Annotated in this window: 14 protein-coding genes; 4 read left to right on the forward strand and 10 right to left on the reverse strand. The window is 66.1% G+C overall.

What is annotated here, in order from left to right; translation table 11 throughout:
- Positions 1 to 6: 6 nt before the first annotated feature.
- Positions 7 to 510: a hypothetical protein gene (locus V2B31_RS03640; RefSeq protein WP_328275397.1), complete on the reverse strand. Its 504-nt coding sequence runs from the start codon at positions 508 to 510 to the stop codon at positions 7 to 9.
- Positions 511 to 525: 15 nt separating this feature from the next.
- Positions 526 to 1,245, reverse strand: a complete 720-nt coding sequence (locus V2B31_RS03645; RefSeq protein WP_328275398.1) for a ParA family protein — start codon at positions 1,243 to 1,245, stop codon at positions 526 to 528.
- Positions 1,246 to 1,431: 186 nt separating this feature from the next.
- On the opposite strand from V2B31_RS03645, the gene V2B31_RS03650 reads away from it, so the two are divergent.
- The gene (locus V2B31_RS03650; RefSeq protein ID WP_328275400.1) at positions 1,432 to 2,451 is read left to right on the forward strand and encodes an SPOR domain-containing protein; all 1,020 of its coding nucleotides are present in this window, start codon (positions 1,432 to 1,434) and stop codon (positions 2,449 to 2,451) included.
- Between the two features lie 3 nt (positions 2,452 to 2,454).
- Here V2B31_RS03650 and V2B31_RS03655 read toward each other — a convergent pair whose 3' ends face one another.
- Positions 2,455 to 3,348 (reverse strand): LysR family transcriptional regulator, encoded by an 894-nt coding sequence (locus V2B31_RS03655; protein WP_328275402.1) that lies wholly within the window; start codon positions 3,346 to 3,348, stop codon positions 2,455 to 2,457.
- An 86-nt stretch (positions 3,349 to 3,434) separates the two neighbouring features.
- Here V2B31_RS03655 and V2B31_RS03660 point away from each other — a divergent pair, with 86 nt between their 5' ends.
- The gene (locus tag V2B31_RS03660; RefSeq protein WP_328275404.1) at positions 3,435 to 4,457 is read left to right on the forward strand and encodes a 2-oxoadipate dioxygenase/decarboxylase family protein; all 1,023 of its coding nucleotides are present in this window, start codon (positions 3,435 to 3,437) and stop codon (positions 4,455 to 4,457) included.
- 5 nt (positions 4,458 to 4,462) lie between these two features.
- A complete protein-coding gene (gene astD / locus V2B31_RS03665) occupies positions 4,463 to 5,863 on the forward strand; it encodes a succinylglutamate-semialdehyde dehydrogenase (RefSeq protein ID WP_328275406.1) in 1,401 nt (466 codons plus the stop codon).
- A gap of 960 nt (positions 5,864 to 6,823) precedes the next feature.
- Here the strand turns inward: astD and V2B31_RS03670 are convergent.
- The 4 genes from V2B31_RS03670 to V2B31_RS03685 all read right to left on the reverse strand — a co-directional run bounded on the left by V2B31_RS03670 (position 6,824) and on the right by V2B31_RS03685 (position 10,524).
- A complete protein-coding gene (locus V2B31_RS03670) occupies positions 6,824 to 7,039 on the reverse strand; it encodes a DUF2093 domain-containing protein (RefSeq protein ID WP_328275408.1) in 216 nt (71 codons plus the stop codon).
- Positions 7,039 to 8,442 (reverse strand): NAD(P)H-dependent flavin oxidoreductase, encoded by a 1,404-nt coding sequence (locus V2B31_RS03675; RefSeq protein WP_328275505.1) that lies wholly within the window; start codon positions 8,440 to 8,442, stop codon positions 7,039 to 7,041. The genes V2B31_RS03670 and V2B31_RS03675 overlap by 1 nt, the downstream gene beginning before the upstream one ends.
- A gap of 89 nt (positions 8,443 to 8,531) precedes the next feature.
- A complete protein-coding gene (locus V2B31_RS03680; protein ID WP_328275410.1) occupies positions 8,532 to 9,662 on the reverse strand; it encodes a glycosyltransferase in 1,131 nt (376 codons plus the stop codon).
- Positions 9,655 to 10,524, reverse strand: coding sequence for an alpha/beta fold hydrolase (locus V2B31_RS03685; protein ID WP_328275412.1), 870 nt, complete (start codon positions 10,522 to 10,524; stop codon positions 9,655 to 9,657). Before V2B31_RS03685 ends, V2B31_RS03680 begins: the two co-directional genes overlap by 8 nt.
- Before the next feature lie 37 nt (positions 10,525 to 10,561).
- Here V2B31_RS03685 and V2B31_RS03690 point away from each other — a divergent pair, with 37 nt between their 5' ends.
- Positions 10,562 to 11,956 carry a protein adenylyltransferase SelO family protein gene (locus tag V2B31_RS03690; RefSeq protein WP_328275414.1) on the forward strand — a complete coding sequence of 465 codons (1,395 nt, stop codon included), beginning with the start codon at positions 10,562 to 10,564 and terminating at the stop codon, positions 11,954 to 11,956.
- 140 nt (positions 11,957 to 12,096) lie between these two features.
- Here the strand turns inward: V2B31_RS03690 and V2B31_RS03695 are convergent, their stop codons facing one another.
- From V2B31_RS03695 to V2B31_RS03705, 3 genes are all read right to left on the reverse strand, one after another.
- Positions 12,097 to 12,510, reverse strand: a complete 414-nt coding sequence (locus V2B31_RS03695; protein WP_328275416.1) for an acyl-CoA thioesterase — start codon at positions 12,508 to 12,510, stop codon at positions 12,097 to 12,099.
- Between the two features lie 199 nt (positions 12,511 to 12,709).
- Positions 12,710 to 13,363 (reverse strand): outer membrane protein, encoded by a 654-nt coding sequence (locus V2B31_RS03700; protein ID WP_328275418.1) that lies wholly within the window; start codon positions 13,361 to 13,363, stop codon positions 12,710 to 12,712.
- A gap of 180 nt (positions 13,364 to 13,543) precedes the next feature.
- On the reverse strand, positions 13,544 to 14,938 hold the full coding sequence (locus tag V2B31_RS03705; RefSeq protein WP_328275420.1) for an L-serine ammonia-lyase: 1,395 nt from the start codon (positions 14,936 to 14,938) through the stop codon (positions 13,544 to 13,546).

Consider the following 14,938-nt stretch of genomic DNA (forward strand, 5'->3'; position numbering starts at 1 on the left):
CTTCATTCACTGGCCGTCGCGAGTCAGCGGCAGCTGCTTGGTCAGCCGGTCGATCTCCGGCAGGTTGTCGAGATATTCGTCCAATGCTTGCGTCACGATCTGCTGGGCCGACCGCCGCGTGACCGCGACCGCAAGCCGCAGCTTGAGATGGCGTTCGGCGTCGAGCCGCAGCGTGAAGGCGGCCTTGCGCCCGGCAGTCGCCGGCGCGATGGTCGCCGCGACCCGCCTGGCCAGTTGCTTGCGTTCGGCGACGACAGGCGGCACGGCAGGGGCCGGCGCGGGCATCGGCGTCAGCCCGATCGGCGCGGGCGCTTCCGCGACGGCCTCGGGTTCGGCCTCGAAGCCGCTCACGTCAAAGCCCATATCATTCCAGCCCAGATCGTCCTGCTGCACCGCAGCCGCAGCTGCCCGGCCGAAACCCAGCATCGGACGGCGCATGGCAGGCTGGGCCGCGCCCTTGCGTGCGAGCAGGCCGGAGGTGAGCGAAGCGATCGGTTTGGGTTCGGCCATGATGTTCGGACTCCCTTACTGGCCGATCACGCGGCGGCCGAAGCCGCCGCTGGAGGGGCGCGTGGCGACCGTGCCGACGCTGCCCTGGGGCACGGAAAAGACCGTGCGGCGGAAATTCTTCTCGAGCCGGTCGGAGATATAGGTCCACAGCGCCTGGACCTCCGCCGAGGAACGGCCGTTGGGATCAACCTCCATCACCGTTCGCCCGTCGATCATCGAGGCAGCGAAATCGGTGCGATGATGCAAGGTGACTGGCGCGACCGTGCCATGCTGCGACAGGGCGACGGCGGCTTCCGACGTGATCCGCGCCTTGGGCGTCGCGGCGTTGACGACGAAGATCAGCGGCTTGCCGGCGCGCTCGCACAGGTCCACCGTCGCGCCCACTGCGCGCAGGTCGTGCGGGCTGGGGCGGGTCGGCACGACGATCAGCTCAGCGACCGAAATGACGCTCTGGATCGCCATGGTGATGGCGGGCGGGGTGTCGATGACGGCCAGCTTGAACCCTTGCTGGCGCAGGATTTCGAGGTCGGCGGCGAGGCGGGCGACGGTGGTCTGAGCAAAAGCAGGATATTCCGCCTCCCGCTCGTTCCACCAGTCGGCGAGCGAACCCTGCGGGTCGATGTCGATCAGCACGACGGGTCCGGCGCCGGCAATCTGCGCCTGCACGGCGAGATGGCCCGACAGGGTGGTCTTGCCCGATCCGCCCTTCTGCGACGCCAATGCCAATATCCGCACGCAAATCCCCCCAGAAAATCCAGTTCCTTCGCGGGATGCCATGGCTGCGCCTAAAATTCGGTTAACCTGCAAAGTCTTTGCCGGCATGGGACAGATGGGGGCGTGAAGAACGGCTATGCTAAGACGACATTAACCTTGAGAGATGATAGAAGCGGGCGACATCATCTCGCGCGGGAGCTTGGGCGCATGAAGCAATTTTGGGGAATGGCGGCTGCGGTCGCGGTGCTGGGCCTTGGCGCGCCTGCGCTGGCGGACGTCAAGGCGGGCGTCGATGCCTGGCAGCAGGGCGACTATGCGAAGGCGGTGGCCGAATGGCGGCCGCTGGCGCAGGCGGGCGATCCCGACGCGCAGTTCAACCTGGGTCAGGCCTACAAGCTGGGGCGCGGGGTGCAGCCCGACCTCAATGTCGCGCTCGACTGGTATCGGAAGGCGGCGCAGCAGGGCCATTTGCGCGCCGAGGATAATCTGGGGCTGCTGATGTTCCAGCAGGGCGACCGCGCCAATGCGATCACCTATCTGCAACGCGCCGCCGCGCGGGGCGAGCCGCGGGCGCAATATATTGTCGGCACGGCTTTGTTCAACGGCGACCTGATCGGCAAGGACTGGGTCCGCGCCTATGCGCTGATGACGCGCGCGTCGGCATCCGGCCTGCCGCAGGCGGCGACCAGTCTTGCGCAGATGGACAAATATATCCCCGAGGATCAGCGCAAGCAGGGGCTGGCGCTCGCCGCCAGCCTGGAGAAGTCGGGCAGCGGAACCGCGCTGGCGGCAGCACCTTCGACGCCTGCGCCGGCGCGCAGTGCGCCGTCCTCGGTGCGCACCACCGACTTGCCGCCCTCCACCCCCTATCGACCGACTCCCGCCCCTGTCCCGGCCGCGCCCAAACCGGCGCAGGTTGCTGTTGCCAAGCCCGCGCCGCCCAAGCCCACGCCGCCTGCGCCCCGCCCCGCCGCGCAGGTCGCGGCCCCGGCAGCGGGCGGCTGGCGCGTCCAGCTTGGCGCGTTCGGTGAGGAAAGCCGCGCCCGCGCGCTGTGGGGCGAACTCAGCCGCAAGGTCGGTGGCCTCGCGGCCTATCAGCCCTATCTGGTGAAGGCCGGCCCCGTCACCCGGCTCCAGGCCGGCCCGGTCGCCAGCAGCGAAGCCGCGACGCGGCTGTGCGGCGCGGTCAAGGCGGCTGGAGCCGATTGCATGCCCAAGAAGATGTAGGTTTCAGCCCCGCGCCTGCTCCACCATCCAGTCGCGGAACAGCGCCAGCGGGCCGCTCAGAGCCCCCGGCGGATAGACGAGATAATAGGCCCGTTCGCTCGACAGGGGGCGGGCGAAGGGGATGACGAGCGTGCCCGCTTCCAGCTCCGGCTGGATGAGAAAGCTCGGGATCAGCGCCACCCCCGCGCCTGCCGCCGACGCCTGCGCCAGCATCAGAAAATGCTCGAAGGCCGGCCCCGGCCGCAGCCCTGACACGTCCACGCCCGCCGCGCTCAGCCATCGCGGCCAGGCGTCGCGGCGCGAACTCTGGCTCAGCAGCGGCACGTCGAGCAGATCGGCCGGGGTGCGGAGCGGGTGGGCGGCGAGCCAGTCGGGCGCGCAGACGGGCACCGCTTCCTCACGGAACAGAAAGTCCATTTCGACGCCCGGCCAGTCTAAGCGAACACCGAAGTGAACAGCTGAATCGAAGTTTTCATGGGCGAAGTCGAAGGGTTCCGACCGGGCGGCGAAGTCCACGATCAAGTCGGGATGGCGGGCGGTCAGCTGCGGCAGGCGCGGGGCGAGCCAGCGCATCCCGAAGCTCGGCAGGGTGGCGACCCGCAGGGCGCGGTGCGTGGGCCGGGCGGCAGCGCGAGCGGTCGCGCGGCGGATGCGGTCGAGCGCGGGAACCAACTCCTCGGCATAGGCGCGGCCCGCCTCATTGAGGCGCACCCGGCGGCCGATCCGGTCGAACAGCGGCGTGCCGAGCATCGCCTCCAGCTGCGCGATCTGGCGGTTGACGGCACTCTGGGTAAGACCGATCTCCTCCCCTGCCTGAGAAAAGCCGCCATGCCGCGCTGCCGCGGCGAAGGCGTTGAGAGCCTGCATGGGCGGCAGTCGGACGGATTTACTCTTCATTCCATTCTCGCATTTGCATATGCGCACTCGCCATTTTGAATGCGAGGCTCCACAAGCTATATTGAGGCTTCTCACTGGAGCCTATCATGTCGAACGCGAATATGGGACATCTTGAAGCGCTGGTTGCAGGCGCGCTCGGCGAGGACCGTGCCCGCGCGACGCTGGACATGCTGGCGATCGATCCGGCGCTGCTCGCCGAACGCGGCGACTTGGTGTCGCGCGCGGCTTTTGCGATGGCGATGAACGTCGCTTTGTTCGACGACCTGCTGCGCCGGGTGCCGAGCGGCGCGGCCTATGTCGCCGACACACTGGCGCGCGGGGGCAAGGTGCTGTTCGATCATGGCGCGCTCCGCACCGTGCGCTTGCCCGAAGGACCGACCGGCGCTCTGCCCGGCGGCGAGGATGCGTTCACCCGCATCTTCCTGCCGCTGGGTTATGAGATGGCGGCGCTCTATCCGCTCGACCGGCTGAAGATGACCGGCCGCGCCTATCGCCATCGCGATTTCCCCGAGGCGATCCCGCAATTCTTTCTTTCCGAACTCCATGTCGATCGCTTCGACGCCGAATTTGGCGAGGCCGCCGCGCGGGTGTTCGGCACGTCGCGCGATCCGCTCGATGGGCCGGCCAAGGCGCTGCTGGGGCGGTTCGAGGCCGACGGCGCCGCGCCTCTGGCCGAGGCTATGGCGTCGTTGCCGACGATCCTCGCCGCTTTCGATCGGCAGCATGATGCGCCCGATTTCGCCGATTATCAGCTGCTCCTGTCGCGCTCGAACGAAGCGGCGTGGATCGCGACCGAAGGCAATGCCTTCAACCATGCGACCGACCGGGTGGCGGATGTCGCCGCGCTCGCCGACCGGCTGAAAGCCGAGGATCGGCCGATGAAGGAACGGCTGGAAATTTCCGCCACCGGCCGGGTGCGCCAGACCGCCTTTCGCGCCGACAGCGTCGAGCGGGCCTTCGCCGATGGGCAGGTGCGGCAGGTGCCGGGTTCCTTCTACGAATTCATCAGCCGCGACATCGACCCGGAGACAGGCCGGCTCGACCTTGCCTTCGACACCGGCAATGCGACCGGCATATTCGCCATGACCAGCGCGCAGGCGAAGGGATGAACGCCATGCTGCAATCCTTCGATCCCGCCTCGCGCGAACTGGTGTGGGAAGGGCCGCAAGCGGACGCCGCCGCCAGCAACGCCGCGATTGCCGCCGCTCGTGCCGCCCTGCCGGGCTGGCGGGCGCTGCCGGTCGAAGAGCGGATCGCCGTTGCGCGCCGCTACGCCACAATATTGGGTGAGCGACGCGCGGCGCTGGCGGAGCTGATTTCGCGCGAGACCGGCAAGCTGTTGTGGGAAAGCGACGCCGAGGTCGGATCGATGATCGCCAAGGTCGAGGTGTCGATCAAGGCCCATGCCGAGCGCACCGGCGAGCGCGCGGCCGACATGCCGTTCGGCCGTGCGGTGCTGCGCCATCGCGGCCATGGGGTGATGGCGGTGCTTGGCCCCTATAATTTTCCCGGCCATCTGCCCAACGGCCATATCGTGCCGGCGCTGATCGCGGGCAATGCCGTCGTCTTCAAGCCGTCCGAGATCGCGCCAGCCACCGGCGCGGCGATGGCGGACGCCTGGGCGGCGGCGGGCCTACCCGACGGGCTGCTGCATGTCGTGCAGGGCGGCCGCGCGACCGGCGAGGCGCTGGTCGCGGGCGACATAGACGGGCTGCTCTTTACCGGATCGGCCGGCGCGGGCGCGGCGCTGCGGCGGGCGCTGGTCGATCGGCCGCACGTCATCATGGCGCTGGAACTGGGCGGCAACAATCCGCTGATCGCCTGGGATTCGCCAGAGGCCGCCGCGTCGATCATCGTCAATTCGGCCTTCATCACCACCGGCCAGCGCTGTTCCTGCGCGCGCCGGCTGATCGTGCCGGAGGGGGCGGTCGGCGATGCGATCGTGGAGGCGACCACCGCATTGGCCGCGCGCTTGCCCATTGCGGCGTGGAACGAACCGGGCGAAGCGTTCATGGGGCCGCTGGTGTCGGACCAGGCGGCGGCCGGCGCGCATCGCGCCGTCAGCGACCTCATCGCACGCGGCGCGCAGGTGATCCGCCGGTTCGAGAGCGTGGGGGGGCGCAGCGCCGCCTTCGTCACCCCTGCCCTGCTCGACCTGACCGGCGTGAACGCGCCTGACGCGGAGATTTTCGCGCCGGTGCTCTCGGTGATCCGCGTGCCCGATTTCGACGCGGCGATCGCGACCGCCAATGCGACGGCGTTTGGCCTGTCAGCTGGCCTCATCTCTCAGGACGAGGCGCTGTGGCAGCGCATGGTCGAGGAAAGCCGCGCCGGCGTCGTCAACCGCAACCGGCCGACGACGGGCGCGGCGGGCAACATGCCCTTCGGCGGCCTCGGCGCATCGGGCAATCACCGACCGAGCGCCTACTACGCCGCCGATTATTGCGCCTATCCGATCGCGAGCTTCGAGGCGGATGGGGTGGAGGCTGTGGCGGTTAGCGGGGTCTCTGGATAGGTGGGTAGCGGACACTCTATGTCTATCGTCGTCCCCGCATCTTTATCGTAATCCCCGAGAAGGTGAGGATTCATCTTCCCGGCGCTGCGCTGGAGGTGACGTCAGGATATGGATTCCCGCCTTCGCGGGAATGACGGGAATGGGTGGTGAACGGCCATTCACCCCTTCGTCACGCTGAACTTGTTTAGCTACGCTGGCCTTCGGCTCAGGGTCCATTTCGCCGAATTGAGCAAAGGCCCCGGCGGCGCGATGGATGCTGAAACAAGTTCAGCATGACGAAGAGGAAAAGTTCGCTCTCTGGCGGTCAAAGCCCCAGTTTCGCCCAGAACAAATCCGGCGTGATTGGTTCGGCGGCGTGGCTTGAACGCTCCCGACGAGCCCAGGACGGGTGTGGCAAGGCTACTCGCTCGGGTGCGAACGGACGCTGCGGGCGGGAACGTCTGGCTGGGCGGCTCATGTGTCTTCTCCTGCTCTGAGAGGAACACGAAACCTGCGTGGTCGCATCGGCGCCGTGCGCTTTAGCCGTTGGTGACGCGGAGCAAGCTGACATCCATCAAAACCCGCGGAGCGAATGCTCGCGACTATATCTACTTCAGCGCTAGAGAATGTCGAAATAGCTTTGCTTGCAGCCCTGGCAGCACGGCTTGGCGGCAGCCAAACGAGGATCGGACTGCGGAGGCCCGGATCAGGTGATGATGCTGTAGAGGAACCAGCCCACAATCAGCAGGCTCGAAACGATGCAGATACGATCACCAAAAATGTCGATACGCGACATTGCCGAACATCCTTCCATATAGCCGATCTTTGTCGGTCGATATGAAAGACTTTACAGCAATTTTTACCTAGAGGAAACAGCAAAGCTACGCCGAACGGTTCAAAGGATGTGATGAACAGATGTTTGGCGGGGATTGAAATGCTATTTGATATGTTGGGAGCGCTAACATCCACTGACTTCCCGGTTCAGCGAAAATCCGGTCCCCGATGGCGCGCCAAAGCGCGAATCGCTTCATGCGGCCCGCGATAGGCTTCCTGAAATTCGGCGCTCCAATAGGTCAGGTCATCCAGCGCGATCCGCTCGCCCGATACCGCGCACAGCACGAAATGACCCGGCCGCACGACGTCATAATGGGACGGACCATAATGGAGGACAGCAAGCCCCTGAATATCGGCCGCCATCAGTCGCCCGTCAGGATACGGTCGACCAGTTGCTTGACCGTCGGCACGAAGCCGTTGGAGTAGAAGGGATCCTGCTTGAACTTATACGCGCCATGGCCGGCGAACAGAAGGTTCCTGTCGAGGTCGCCGCCATGCACCGCCTGTTGCAGCGACTTCTGGATGCAGAAGCTGCGCGGATCGGCAAGGCGGCCGGTCGAGTTGGTCTCACTGTCCATCCAGCTGGAAAAGGCGCATTGCGACAGGCAGCCCATGCAGTCGGTCTGGTCCTTGCGGATTTCGTCGCGTTCCTCGACCCCGACGAACACCAACGTATTGTCGGGCGTCTTGAGCGCGGAGACGAACCCCTGCCCCACCCATTCACGGGCGCGCTGAAGGTCGCCGCGGGTCACCCAGAAATTCTTGCCCTTCACGCCCGCGTCGAGCTGGTGCGTATGATCGCCCGCCTGTTCGGTGCTGAACGGAATCTGCCGTTCCGACCGCGCTTCCAGTTCGCGCAGGAAGGGGTTGCGGACCGCCGAGCTGTAGAAGCCGGTGGGCGAGAAGCGGTGCAGCAGCACGTCGCCCGGCTCTAGCTGCATCAGCCGCTCCTTCCAGAGCTGCGGGATCGGGCTTTCCTGCGTCAGCAGCGGCCGGGTGCCGAACTGGAACATGATCGCGCCCAGTTCCGGATTGTCGATCCAGTCGTTCCAATCCTTGAGGTGCCAGACGCCGCCCGCCATTACGATCGGCACATCGTCCGAAATGCCGCCCTCGCGCATCGTGGCGCGCAGGTCGCGGACGCGGGGATAGGGGTCTTGCGGCGCGCGCGGGTCTTCCGCGTTGGACAGGCCATTATGCCCGCCCGCGAGCCAGGGGTCTTCATAGACCACCGCTGCGAGCCATTCCGATGCCTTGGAATAGGCCCGCTTCCAGAGCGCGCGAAAAGCGCGCCCCGATGACACGATCGGCAGATAGTTGACGCCGTAGGACGCCGCGATTTCACTGAGCTTATAAGGCATCCCCGCGCCGCAGGTGACACCCGCGACCATGCCGCGCGTCTTTTCGAGGACGCCGTGCAGCACCCGCTGCGCCCCGCCCATTTCCCACAGCACGTTGATGTTGATCGCGCCCTTGCCGCCGGCGATCTCGAAGGCGCGCTTCACCTGCTCGACCGCGCCGTCGATGGCGTAGGCGATCAGTTCCTCATGCCGGTCGCGCCGGGTGCGGCCATGATAGATTTGCGGGATGACGTTGCCGAAACTGTCATAGCTGTCGGCGTTCACCGCCGATACGGTGCCGATGCCGCCAGCGGCCGCCCAGGCGCCCGAACTCGCATGGTTGGAAACCGCGACGCCCTTGCCACCTTCGACCAGCGGCCATACTTCGCGGCCGCCATAGACGATCGGCTTCAACCCCTTGAACAACGACATCTCCACATAGCGACCGGCCAGTGCGACCGTAATAAAAGCGACCCTATAGCAGCATTTGCTGTCTATGACGAACTTCGCGGCCCCTAGCGTAAAATATGGGGACGTGCCAGAGCCTCGCCATAGAGCGCGGCATAGGCATCCACCATCGCATCCTCGGCATAGTCGCGCTGCGCCCGCGCGCGGTTCGCTGCGCCGAGCCGAGCGCGCAGATCGGCGTCGTCGGCCAGAAGCCCAAGCGCCCGTGCCAGCCCCGCCTCGTCCGCGACGACGAAGGGCCGGTTTTCCGGCGCGACCATATTGGCCACGTCCCCCACATCCGTCGATACCGCCGGCACGCCGGCCGCCATCGCCTCCACCAGCGAGATCGGGAATTGCTCGCTGTCCGACGAGAGGGCGAAGATGTCGAACAGGCCGACGAAACGCCAGGGCCGGCCCATGAAGCCGGCCATATGCAGGTCGGTCATGCCCTGCGCGGCGGCTTCGGCGAGAATGGCGCCGCGCTCCGGCCCTTCGCCCACCACGACCAGTTGCAGCCGGTCCTTGTGCGCGGCGACGGCGCGGACGAGGCGGGGGATATTCTTGACCGGCCGCAATCCGGCGAGCGTGCCGACCAGCAGCTTGCCCGGCGACCGGACGAGGTCCGGGATCGCGTCAGGCGCGGGCGGATAGGCATAGCGGGCGACATCGATGCCGTTACGGATCAGATGCACCTTGCCCGCCGGCTGTTTCCAAACGTGGCGCGCTATCCCCTCCAGCCGCACCGAGGGCACCACCAGCGCATGGGCGCTTTGCAAGCCGACGCGGCGGAACAGGTTGCGCTTGGTCTTGAGGCCATCGGTTTCGTCGGCGTTGAAGCCGTCCTCATGATGGATCAGCGGCGGCATCCCTGCGCCCCGGCCCGCCAGCCGATGCGCCATCACGGCGTCCATCGATCCCCAATTATAGGTGAGGACAAGATCGAAGCGTTTGAGGAAAGCGCGAATTTCGCGATAGCGCGCAAGCCCCGGCTTGCCCGCGAAGGAGGGGCCATCGGGGAAATCCACCCTCACCCCCGGATCGATCGCGGCGCGCGCGCCCATCGCTTGGGGATCGGCGCTCATGATGCTGTGCCGCGCCTTGTCGGCCCAGATGTTCATCAGCCGCACGGCGCGTGCTTCCTTGCCGCCGAGCGAGAAGCTGCCATGGACGTGGAGGATATGGGGCGGTTCAGCCATGCAGCACGCGGGCGAGCAGCCGGTCGATCGCGGCGACGCTTTCCGGCTCGTCGAGCGCGGGAGCATGGCCGACATCGGGCACCGTCACCAGTTCCGCGCTCTCGCCGATCTCGCGCGCCATGCGCTCGGCATTGGCCTCGCTCAGAAGGTCGGACCGCGCGCCGCGCAGCAGCAGCGTCGGGATGCCGCGGAAGGCCGGCATGACCGGCCACATATCGACCCCGGTTTCGCTGCCCATGGCACGGATCGGCTCGGCGATCTTCATGTCGTAATCGAGCACGATGCGCCCGCCGCTGTTGAGGCGATAGAGGCGCTTCGCCATCGCCAGCCAGCGTTCCAGATCATAGCCGGGATAAACGTCCGCATTGGCCTCCGCCAGCGCGCGGGCGGCATGGACCCAGGTCGGGTGCGACTGGCCGACGCCGACATAGGTGCGGATGCGGTCGAGGCCCGCCTTGTCCACTTCAGGCCCGACATCGTTCAGTAATGCGCCGGCCAGCCATTCGCGATGGGTGGCGGCGATCAGCATGGTGATGATGCCGCCGAGCGACGTGCCGATCGCGACGAAGCGGCGCGCGCCAAGGTCGGCGAGAAGCCGGCCGATGTCCTGCAAATAGGTGAGCGGGACATAGGTCATCGCGTCCTTGGCATAGGCGCTTTCGGCCCGGCCGCGCAGGTCAGGGCAGATCAGCCGCCATTGCCCCGCCAGCCGCGCGGCGAGCGGCTCGAAATCGCGGGCGTTGCGCGTCAGCCCCGGCAGGCAGAGCAAAGGCGGCCGGCCTTCCTCGCCGCCCGGATAGTCCCGATAATGAAGCCGCAGCCCATCGGGTGACCACCAATATCCGTCCTTATAGCCGCTCAAGCTTGATCCTTCGGCTGCCTCACCCCCATATCGCCGCATGAGCCAGCCCCCGCAAGCCGCCAATTATCGCCCCGCGACCGAAATAGACATGCTGATGCCCGACATCGCCGTTCCAGTCGCGGCGGCGGACTTCCCACAGACAATCCTGCGCTTCCGCAACGATGGCGCGGCGGCATCGGTGGGCCTTGATGGCCTGAGCGACGACGAATGGATCGCCCATTTCGGCCGGTTCGTCCCGCTGGAGGGTAGCCTGCCGCAGCCTCTGGCGCTGCGCTATCACGGCCATCAGTTCCGCCACTATAATCCCGACATCGGCGACGGACGCGGCTTCCTCTTCGCGCAATTGCGCGACGCCGACGAGCGCCTGCTCGACCTTGGCACCAAGGGGTCGGGCCAGACGCCCTATAGCCGCTTCGGCGACGGGCGGCTGACGTTGAAGGGCGGGGTGCGCGAGATATTGGCGACCGAGATGCTCGAAGCGCTCGGCGTCAACACGTCCAAAACCTTCTCCCTTATAGAGACCGGCGAGGCGCTGGAGCGCAATGACGAGCCCTCGCCGACGCGGGGGGCGGTGCTGGTGCGGCTCAGCCATTCGCATATCCGCATCGGCAGCTTCCAGCGCGCCGCCTTCCTTGACGACACGGCGCTGCTGGAGCGGCTGACCGACTATGCCCTGACCCGGCTCTACGGCGAAACAGCCGGCGACAATCCGCCGGCGCAACTGCTCGGCCGCGTGGTCGAGCGCACCGCCGACCTTGCCACCAGCTACATGATCGCGGGCTTCGTCCATGGCGTGCTCAACAGCGACAATATCAACGTCACGGGCGAAAGTTTCGACTATGGCCCGTGGCGCTTCACCCCGCTTTGGGACGCCGGCTTCACCGCCGCCTATTTCGACCATGCCGGCCTCTACGCCTTCGGCCGGCAGGCGGAGGCGATCCATTGGGATGTAGCGCAGCTGGCCGTGTCGCTCCGCGCGCTGACGGACACCGCACCGCTGGTCGAACAACTCGAACGCTTTCCCGCTCTCTATGCCGCGGCGATGCAGCGCCGCTTCTGCTGGCGGCTGGGCGTCGTTGCGGGCACCGATCCTGGCCCGATGATCGAGGCGGCGGTGCGCTGCATGATCGCGACCGCGACGCCGATCGACCGCTTCTTCCATGACTGGCGTGGCGGAAAGGCGCGCGACGAGAGCGGCTATGCCGGGGCAGACTGGGCAACCTTCCGCGAAGCGATCATCGGCTTCGCGGCCGTCGCCGGCGCGCGCGACCATGACTATTGGGCAGATGACGCCCCCTGCTCCATGCACATCGAGGAGGTCGAGGCGATCTGGCGCGCCATCGACCAAGCCGACGACTGGACACCGCTCCACGCCAAGGTCGCCGCGATCCGCCGCATGGGACGGGCACATGGGACGATCGCAGTGGCTTAAGGCAACGCGGTTTAAATCAAGGTGACACCCAATTCCGTTCGGGCTGAGCCTGTCGAAGCCCTGCCTCTTCTTCCGAAGAAACGAAGAGCCCTTCGACAGGCTCAGGGCGAACGGTTCTTTTCAAGGTGTGTCGCTCTGACTCACCGCTCGCTGTCGTCCCCGGTAAAGAAGCGCTCGATCACGTCGCGCGCCAGCCGGGCGGGGCGCAGGGTGCTGGCGTCGATACAGCACCAGCTGGACTTGACCTCTGCCAGCACGTCCTCACCCCGCCGGATGACCGTTTCATAGAAAGCGCGCGCGCCCTGCACCTTTTCGAGCAGGACGGTGGCGATTACTTCATCGTCGAGGAATGTGGGCTTGCGGTAGGTGATCTCATGCTTGAGCGCGACCCAGAGATGCTGCGCGACCGCCTCGGCCGGGGCAAGCGCCCGCCAATGATCGAGCACGGCATTCTGCACCCATTTGAGGTAACTGGCATTGTTGACATGACCCATGAAGTCGATGTCGTCGGGATCGATGCCGATGGCGTAGTTATGGGGAATCGCGTTACTCACAGCAATGTAAATAGCAGTCCTGCGTGCTGGCTGGAAGGGCGGGGCTTAAAGAAAGGCAATTACCGCTAAACCGATAATGGTCCTTGTTCTACGATGGCGCGATCCTCCCCTTGCAGGGGAGGATGTTGGGTAGCGAGCTTGCCAATCCGTAATCATCCAATCGAGGGCCGGATTGCTCCGGCCCTCCCCGCTCATCGCGTCAGAAGCGCCAGCCGACGCTCGCCACCACCTGATGCCGGTCGGTGTCGACGTTGAAGCGCTCGCTGGTCGCCCCGTTGGGGAAATCCAGCTTGCCGTCGGTATAGTTGGAATAGCGATATTCCACCTTGGCGAAGGTGTTGGCGTTGATCGCCCGCTCCACGCCGCCGCCGATGCGCCAGCCGTCCAGCTTGAACGACGTGTCGGTCGTCTCGTTGGTGTTGCCCGCCAGCACGTTGAGCTTGCTGTTGGTATAGCCGCCCTTGACGTAGACGAGCGTCGCCGGGTTGGCGAGGATGCCTGCGCGCGCGCCGACATAGAAATCGCGGCCCTGGCTTACCCGGCCGAAGCCGAACTGGTCGGTGGGATCGAAGCGGTCGCTCTTGGCGGTCGAGTCGGTAAACTCTCCCTCCACGCCGACCACGGCGCTGCCGAGGTTGACGTCATAGCCGACGCCGACGCCATAGAGCAGCCCGTCGATCGACTGGTCGTCGCGGCCATTGTCATTGTCGAAATCGCTGCCGGCGCCGACATGGTCATAACCCAGGATCGCTTCGACGCGCGGGCCGGTGAAAGTGGAATTTACGTCCTGCGCCAAGGCAGGGGCGGCGACGGTGGCGCCAGCCAGAAAAGCTGCGACCATCAACTTACGCATAAGGAATACTCCATCGTCTCTTTCAAACCCCTGTCCGGGGTGAGACGTTGAAGCAGCTGCAAACCCGTTGGTTGCATGAACCTCCGATAAACAATTGATAATGTTGCTATAATGTCACGAAATCGGCTCGACTGGCCGTGCTGCGGTGCAAAATGGACGACGAAGCGATCGAAACATGGATCAACATTCCACGACGTTGACGGCAAGGCCCCCAAGCGAGGTTTCCTTGTAGCGGCTCGCCATGTCCTCGCCCGTCTGGCGCATCGTTTCGATCACCGCGTCGAGGCTGACGATGTGCCGCCCGTCGCCCTGGAGCGCGAGATAGGCGGCGTTGATCGCCTTCACCGCGCCCATCGTGTTGCGCTCGATGCAGGGGATCTGGACCAGCCCGCCAATAGGATCGCAGGTGAGGCCAAGATTATGCTCCATGCCGATTTCGGCCGCATTTTCGACCTGCCCATTGGTGCCGCCCAGCACAGCGGCCAGGCCTGCGGCGGCCATGGAGCAGGCGACACCGACCTCCCCCTGGCAACCCATTTCGGCGGCGGAGATGGAGGCGCGCTTCTTGTAGAGAAAGCCGATCGCAGCGGCGGTGAGCAGGAAGCGCCGCTCGCCGTCCAGATCCGCGCCGGGAACAAAGCGGCGATAATAGTGCAGCACGGCCGGGATGACGCCTGCCGCGCCGTTGGTGGGGGCGGTGACGACGCGGCCGCCCGCTGCATTCTCCTCATTCACCGCCAGCGCGAACAGACTGACCCACTCGAAAATCTGCGCAGGGCCGAGAGCGTCCTGTTGGAGCCGCAGCCGCTGATGGATGGCGCGGGCGCGGCGGCGGACCTTGAGCCCGCCGGGCAGCAATCCCTCCTGCTCCAGCCCCCGGTCGATCGAGGCGGACATGGCATCGATCACCGCGTCGAGGAAGCTCTCCGTCTCCGCCTGCGTGCGCCATGCGCCTTCGTTGCGCAGGACGAGCGTAGCGATGGAAAGGCCGCTTTCCTCCCCCTGCCGCATAAGCTCCGCGCCGGAGGAGAAGGGATAGGGCTGGACGAGATTGTGGCCGAGCGGCGGGTCGTCGGCCGTCGGCACGTCCCCGGCCAGCACCGCGCCGCCGCCGATCGAATAATAATCCCGCATGACCGGCTCGGTGCCACCGTCAAACCAGGCAGTAAAGCGTAACCCGTTGCTATGCGCTTCCAGAAATTCGCCCATCCGGAAGATGAGGTCGCGTTCCTCCACGAACGGCACATGGCCGCCCAGCGTGCTGCCGAAGCGGATGCGGCCTTCCTGTCGGATGGCGGCGAGGATCGCCGGGATCGCGTCAGGATCGACGCCCTCGGGCTTGTAGCCCGACAGGCCGAGCAGGATCGCACTGTCCGTGGCATGGCCCCGCCCGGTCAGCGCCAGCGATCCGAACAGTTCGCATTGCACGCGGGCAGGCTTGGCCGGCAGCGAATCCATGAACATGAGCGCCGCGCGCATCGGCCCCACCGTATGCGAACTGGACGGGCCGATGCCGATGGTGAACAGGTCCGCCACGCTGATCGCGGTCGCGGCATCGATCCGGCTCTTCGCCAC

The organism is Sphingobium sp. (assembly GCF_036170395.1).
GTDB lineage: Bacteria > Pseudomonadota > Alphaproteobacteria > Sphingomonadales > Sphingomonadaceae > Sphingobium.

Bases quoted from the DNA above. Each gene is read 5' to 3' on its own strand.
- V2B31_RS03640 (WP_328275397.1), bottom strand. From the start codon at position 510: ATGGCCGAACCCAAACCGATCGCTTCGCTCACCTCCGGCCTGCTCGCA.
- V2B31_RS03650 (WP_328275400.1), top strand. From the start codon at position 1,432: ATGAAGCAATTTTGGGGAATGGCGGCTGCGGTCGCGGTGCTGGGCCTT.
- V2B31_RS03655 (WP_328275402.1), bottom strand. From the start codon at position 3,348: ATGAAGAGTAAATCCGTCCGACTGCCGCCCATGCAGGCTCTCAACGCC.
- V2B31_RS03660 (WP_328275404.1), top strand. From the start codon at position 3,435: ATGTCGAACGCGAATATGGGACATCTTGAAGCGCTGGTTGCAGGCGCG.
- astD (WP_328275406.1), top strand. From the start codon at position 4,463: ATGCTGCAATCCTTCGATCCCGCCTCGCGCGAACTGGTGTGGGAAGGG.
- V2B31_RS03670 (WP_328275408.1), bottom strand. From the start codon at position 7,039: ATGGCGGCCGATATTCAGGGGCTTGCTGTCCTCCATTATGGTCCGTCC.
- V2B31_RS03680 (WP_328275410.1), bottom strand. From the start codon at position 9,662: ATGGCTGAACCGCCCCATATCCTCCACGTCCATGGCAGCTTCTCGCTC.
- V2B31_RS03690 (WP_328275414.1), top strand. From the start codon at position 10,562: ATGAGCCAGCCCCCGCAAGCCGCCAATTATCGCCCCGCGACCGAAATA.
- V2B31_RS03700 (WP_328275418.1), bottom strand. From the start codon at position 13,363: ATGCGTAAGTTGATGGTCGCAGCTTTTCTGGCTGGCGCCACCGTCGCC.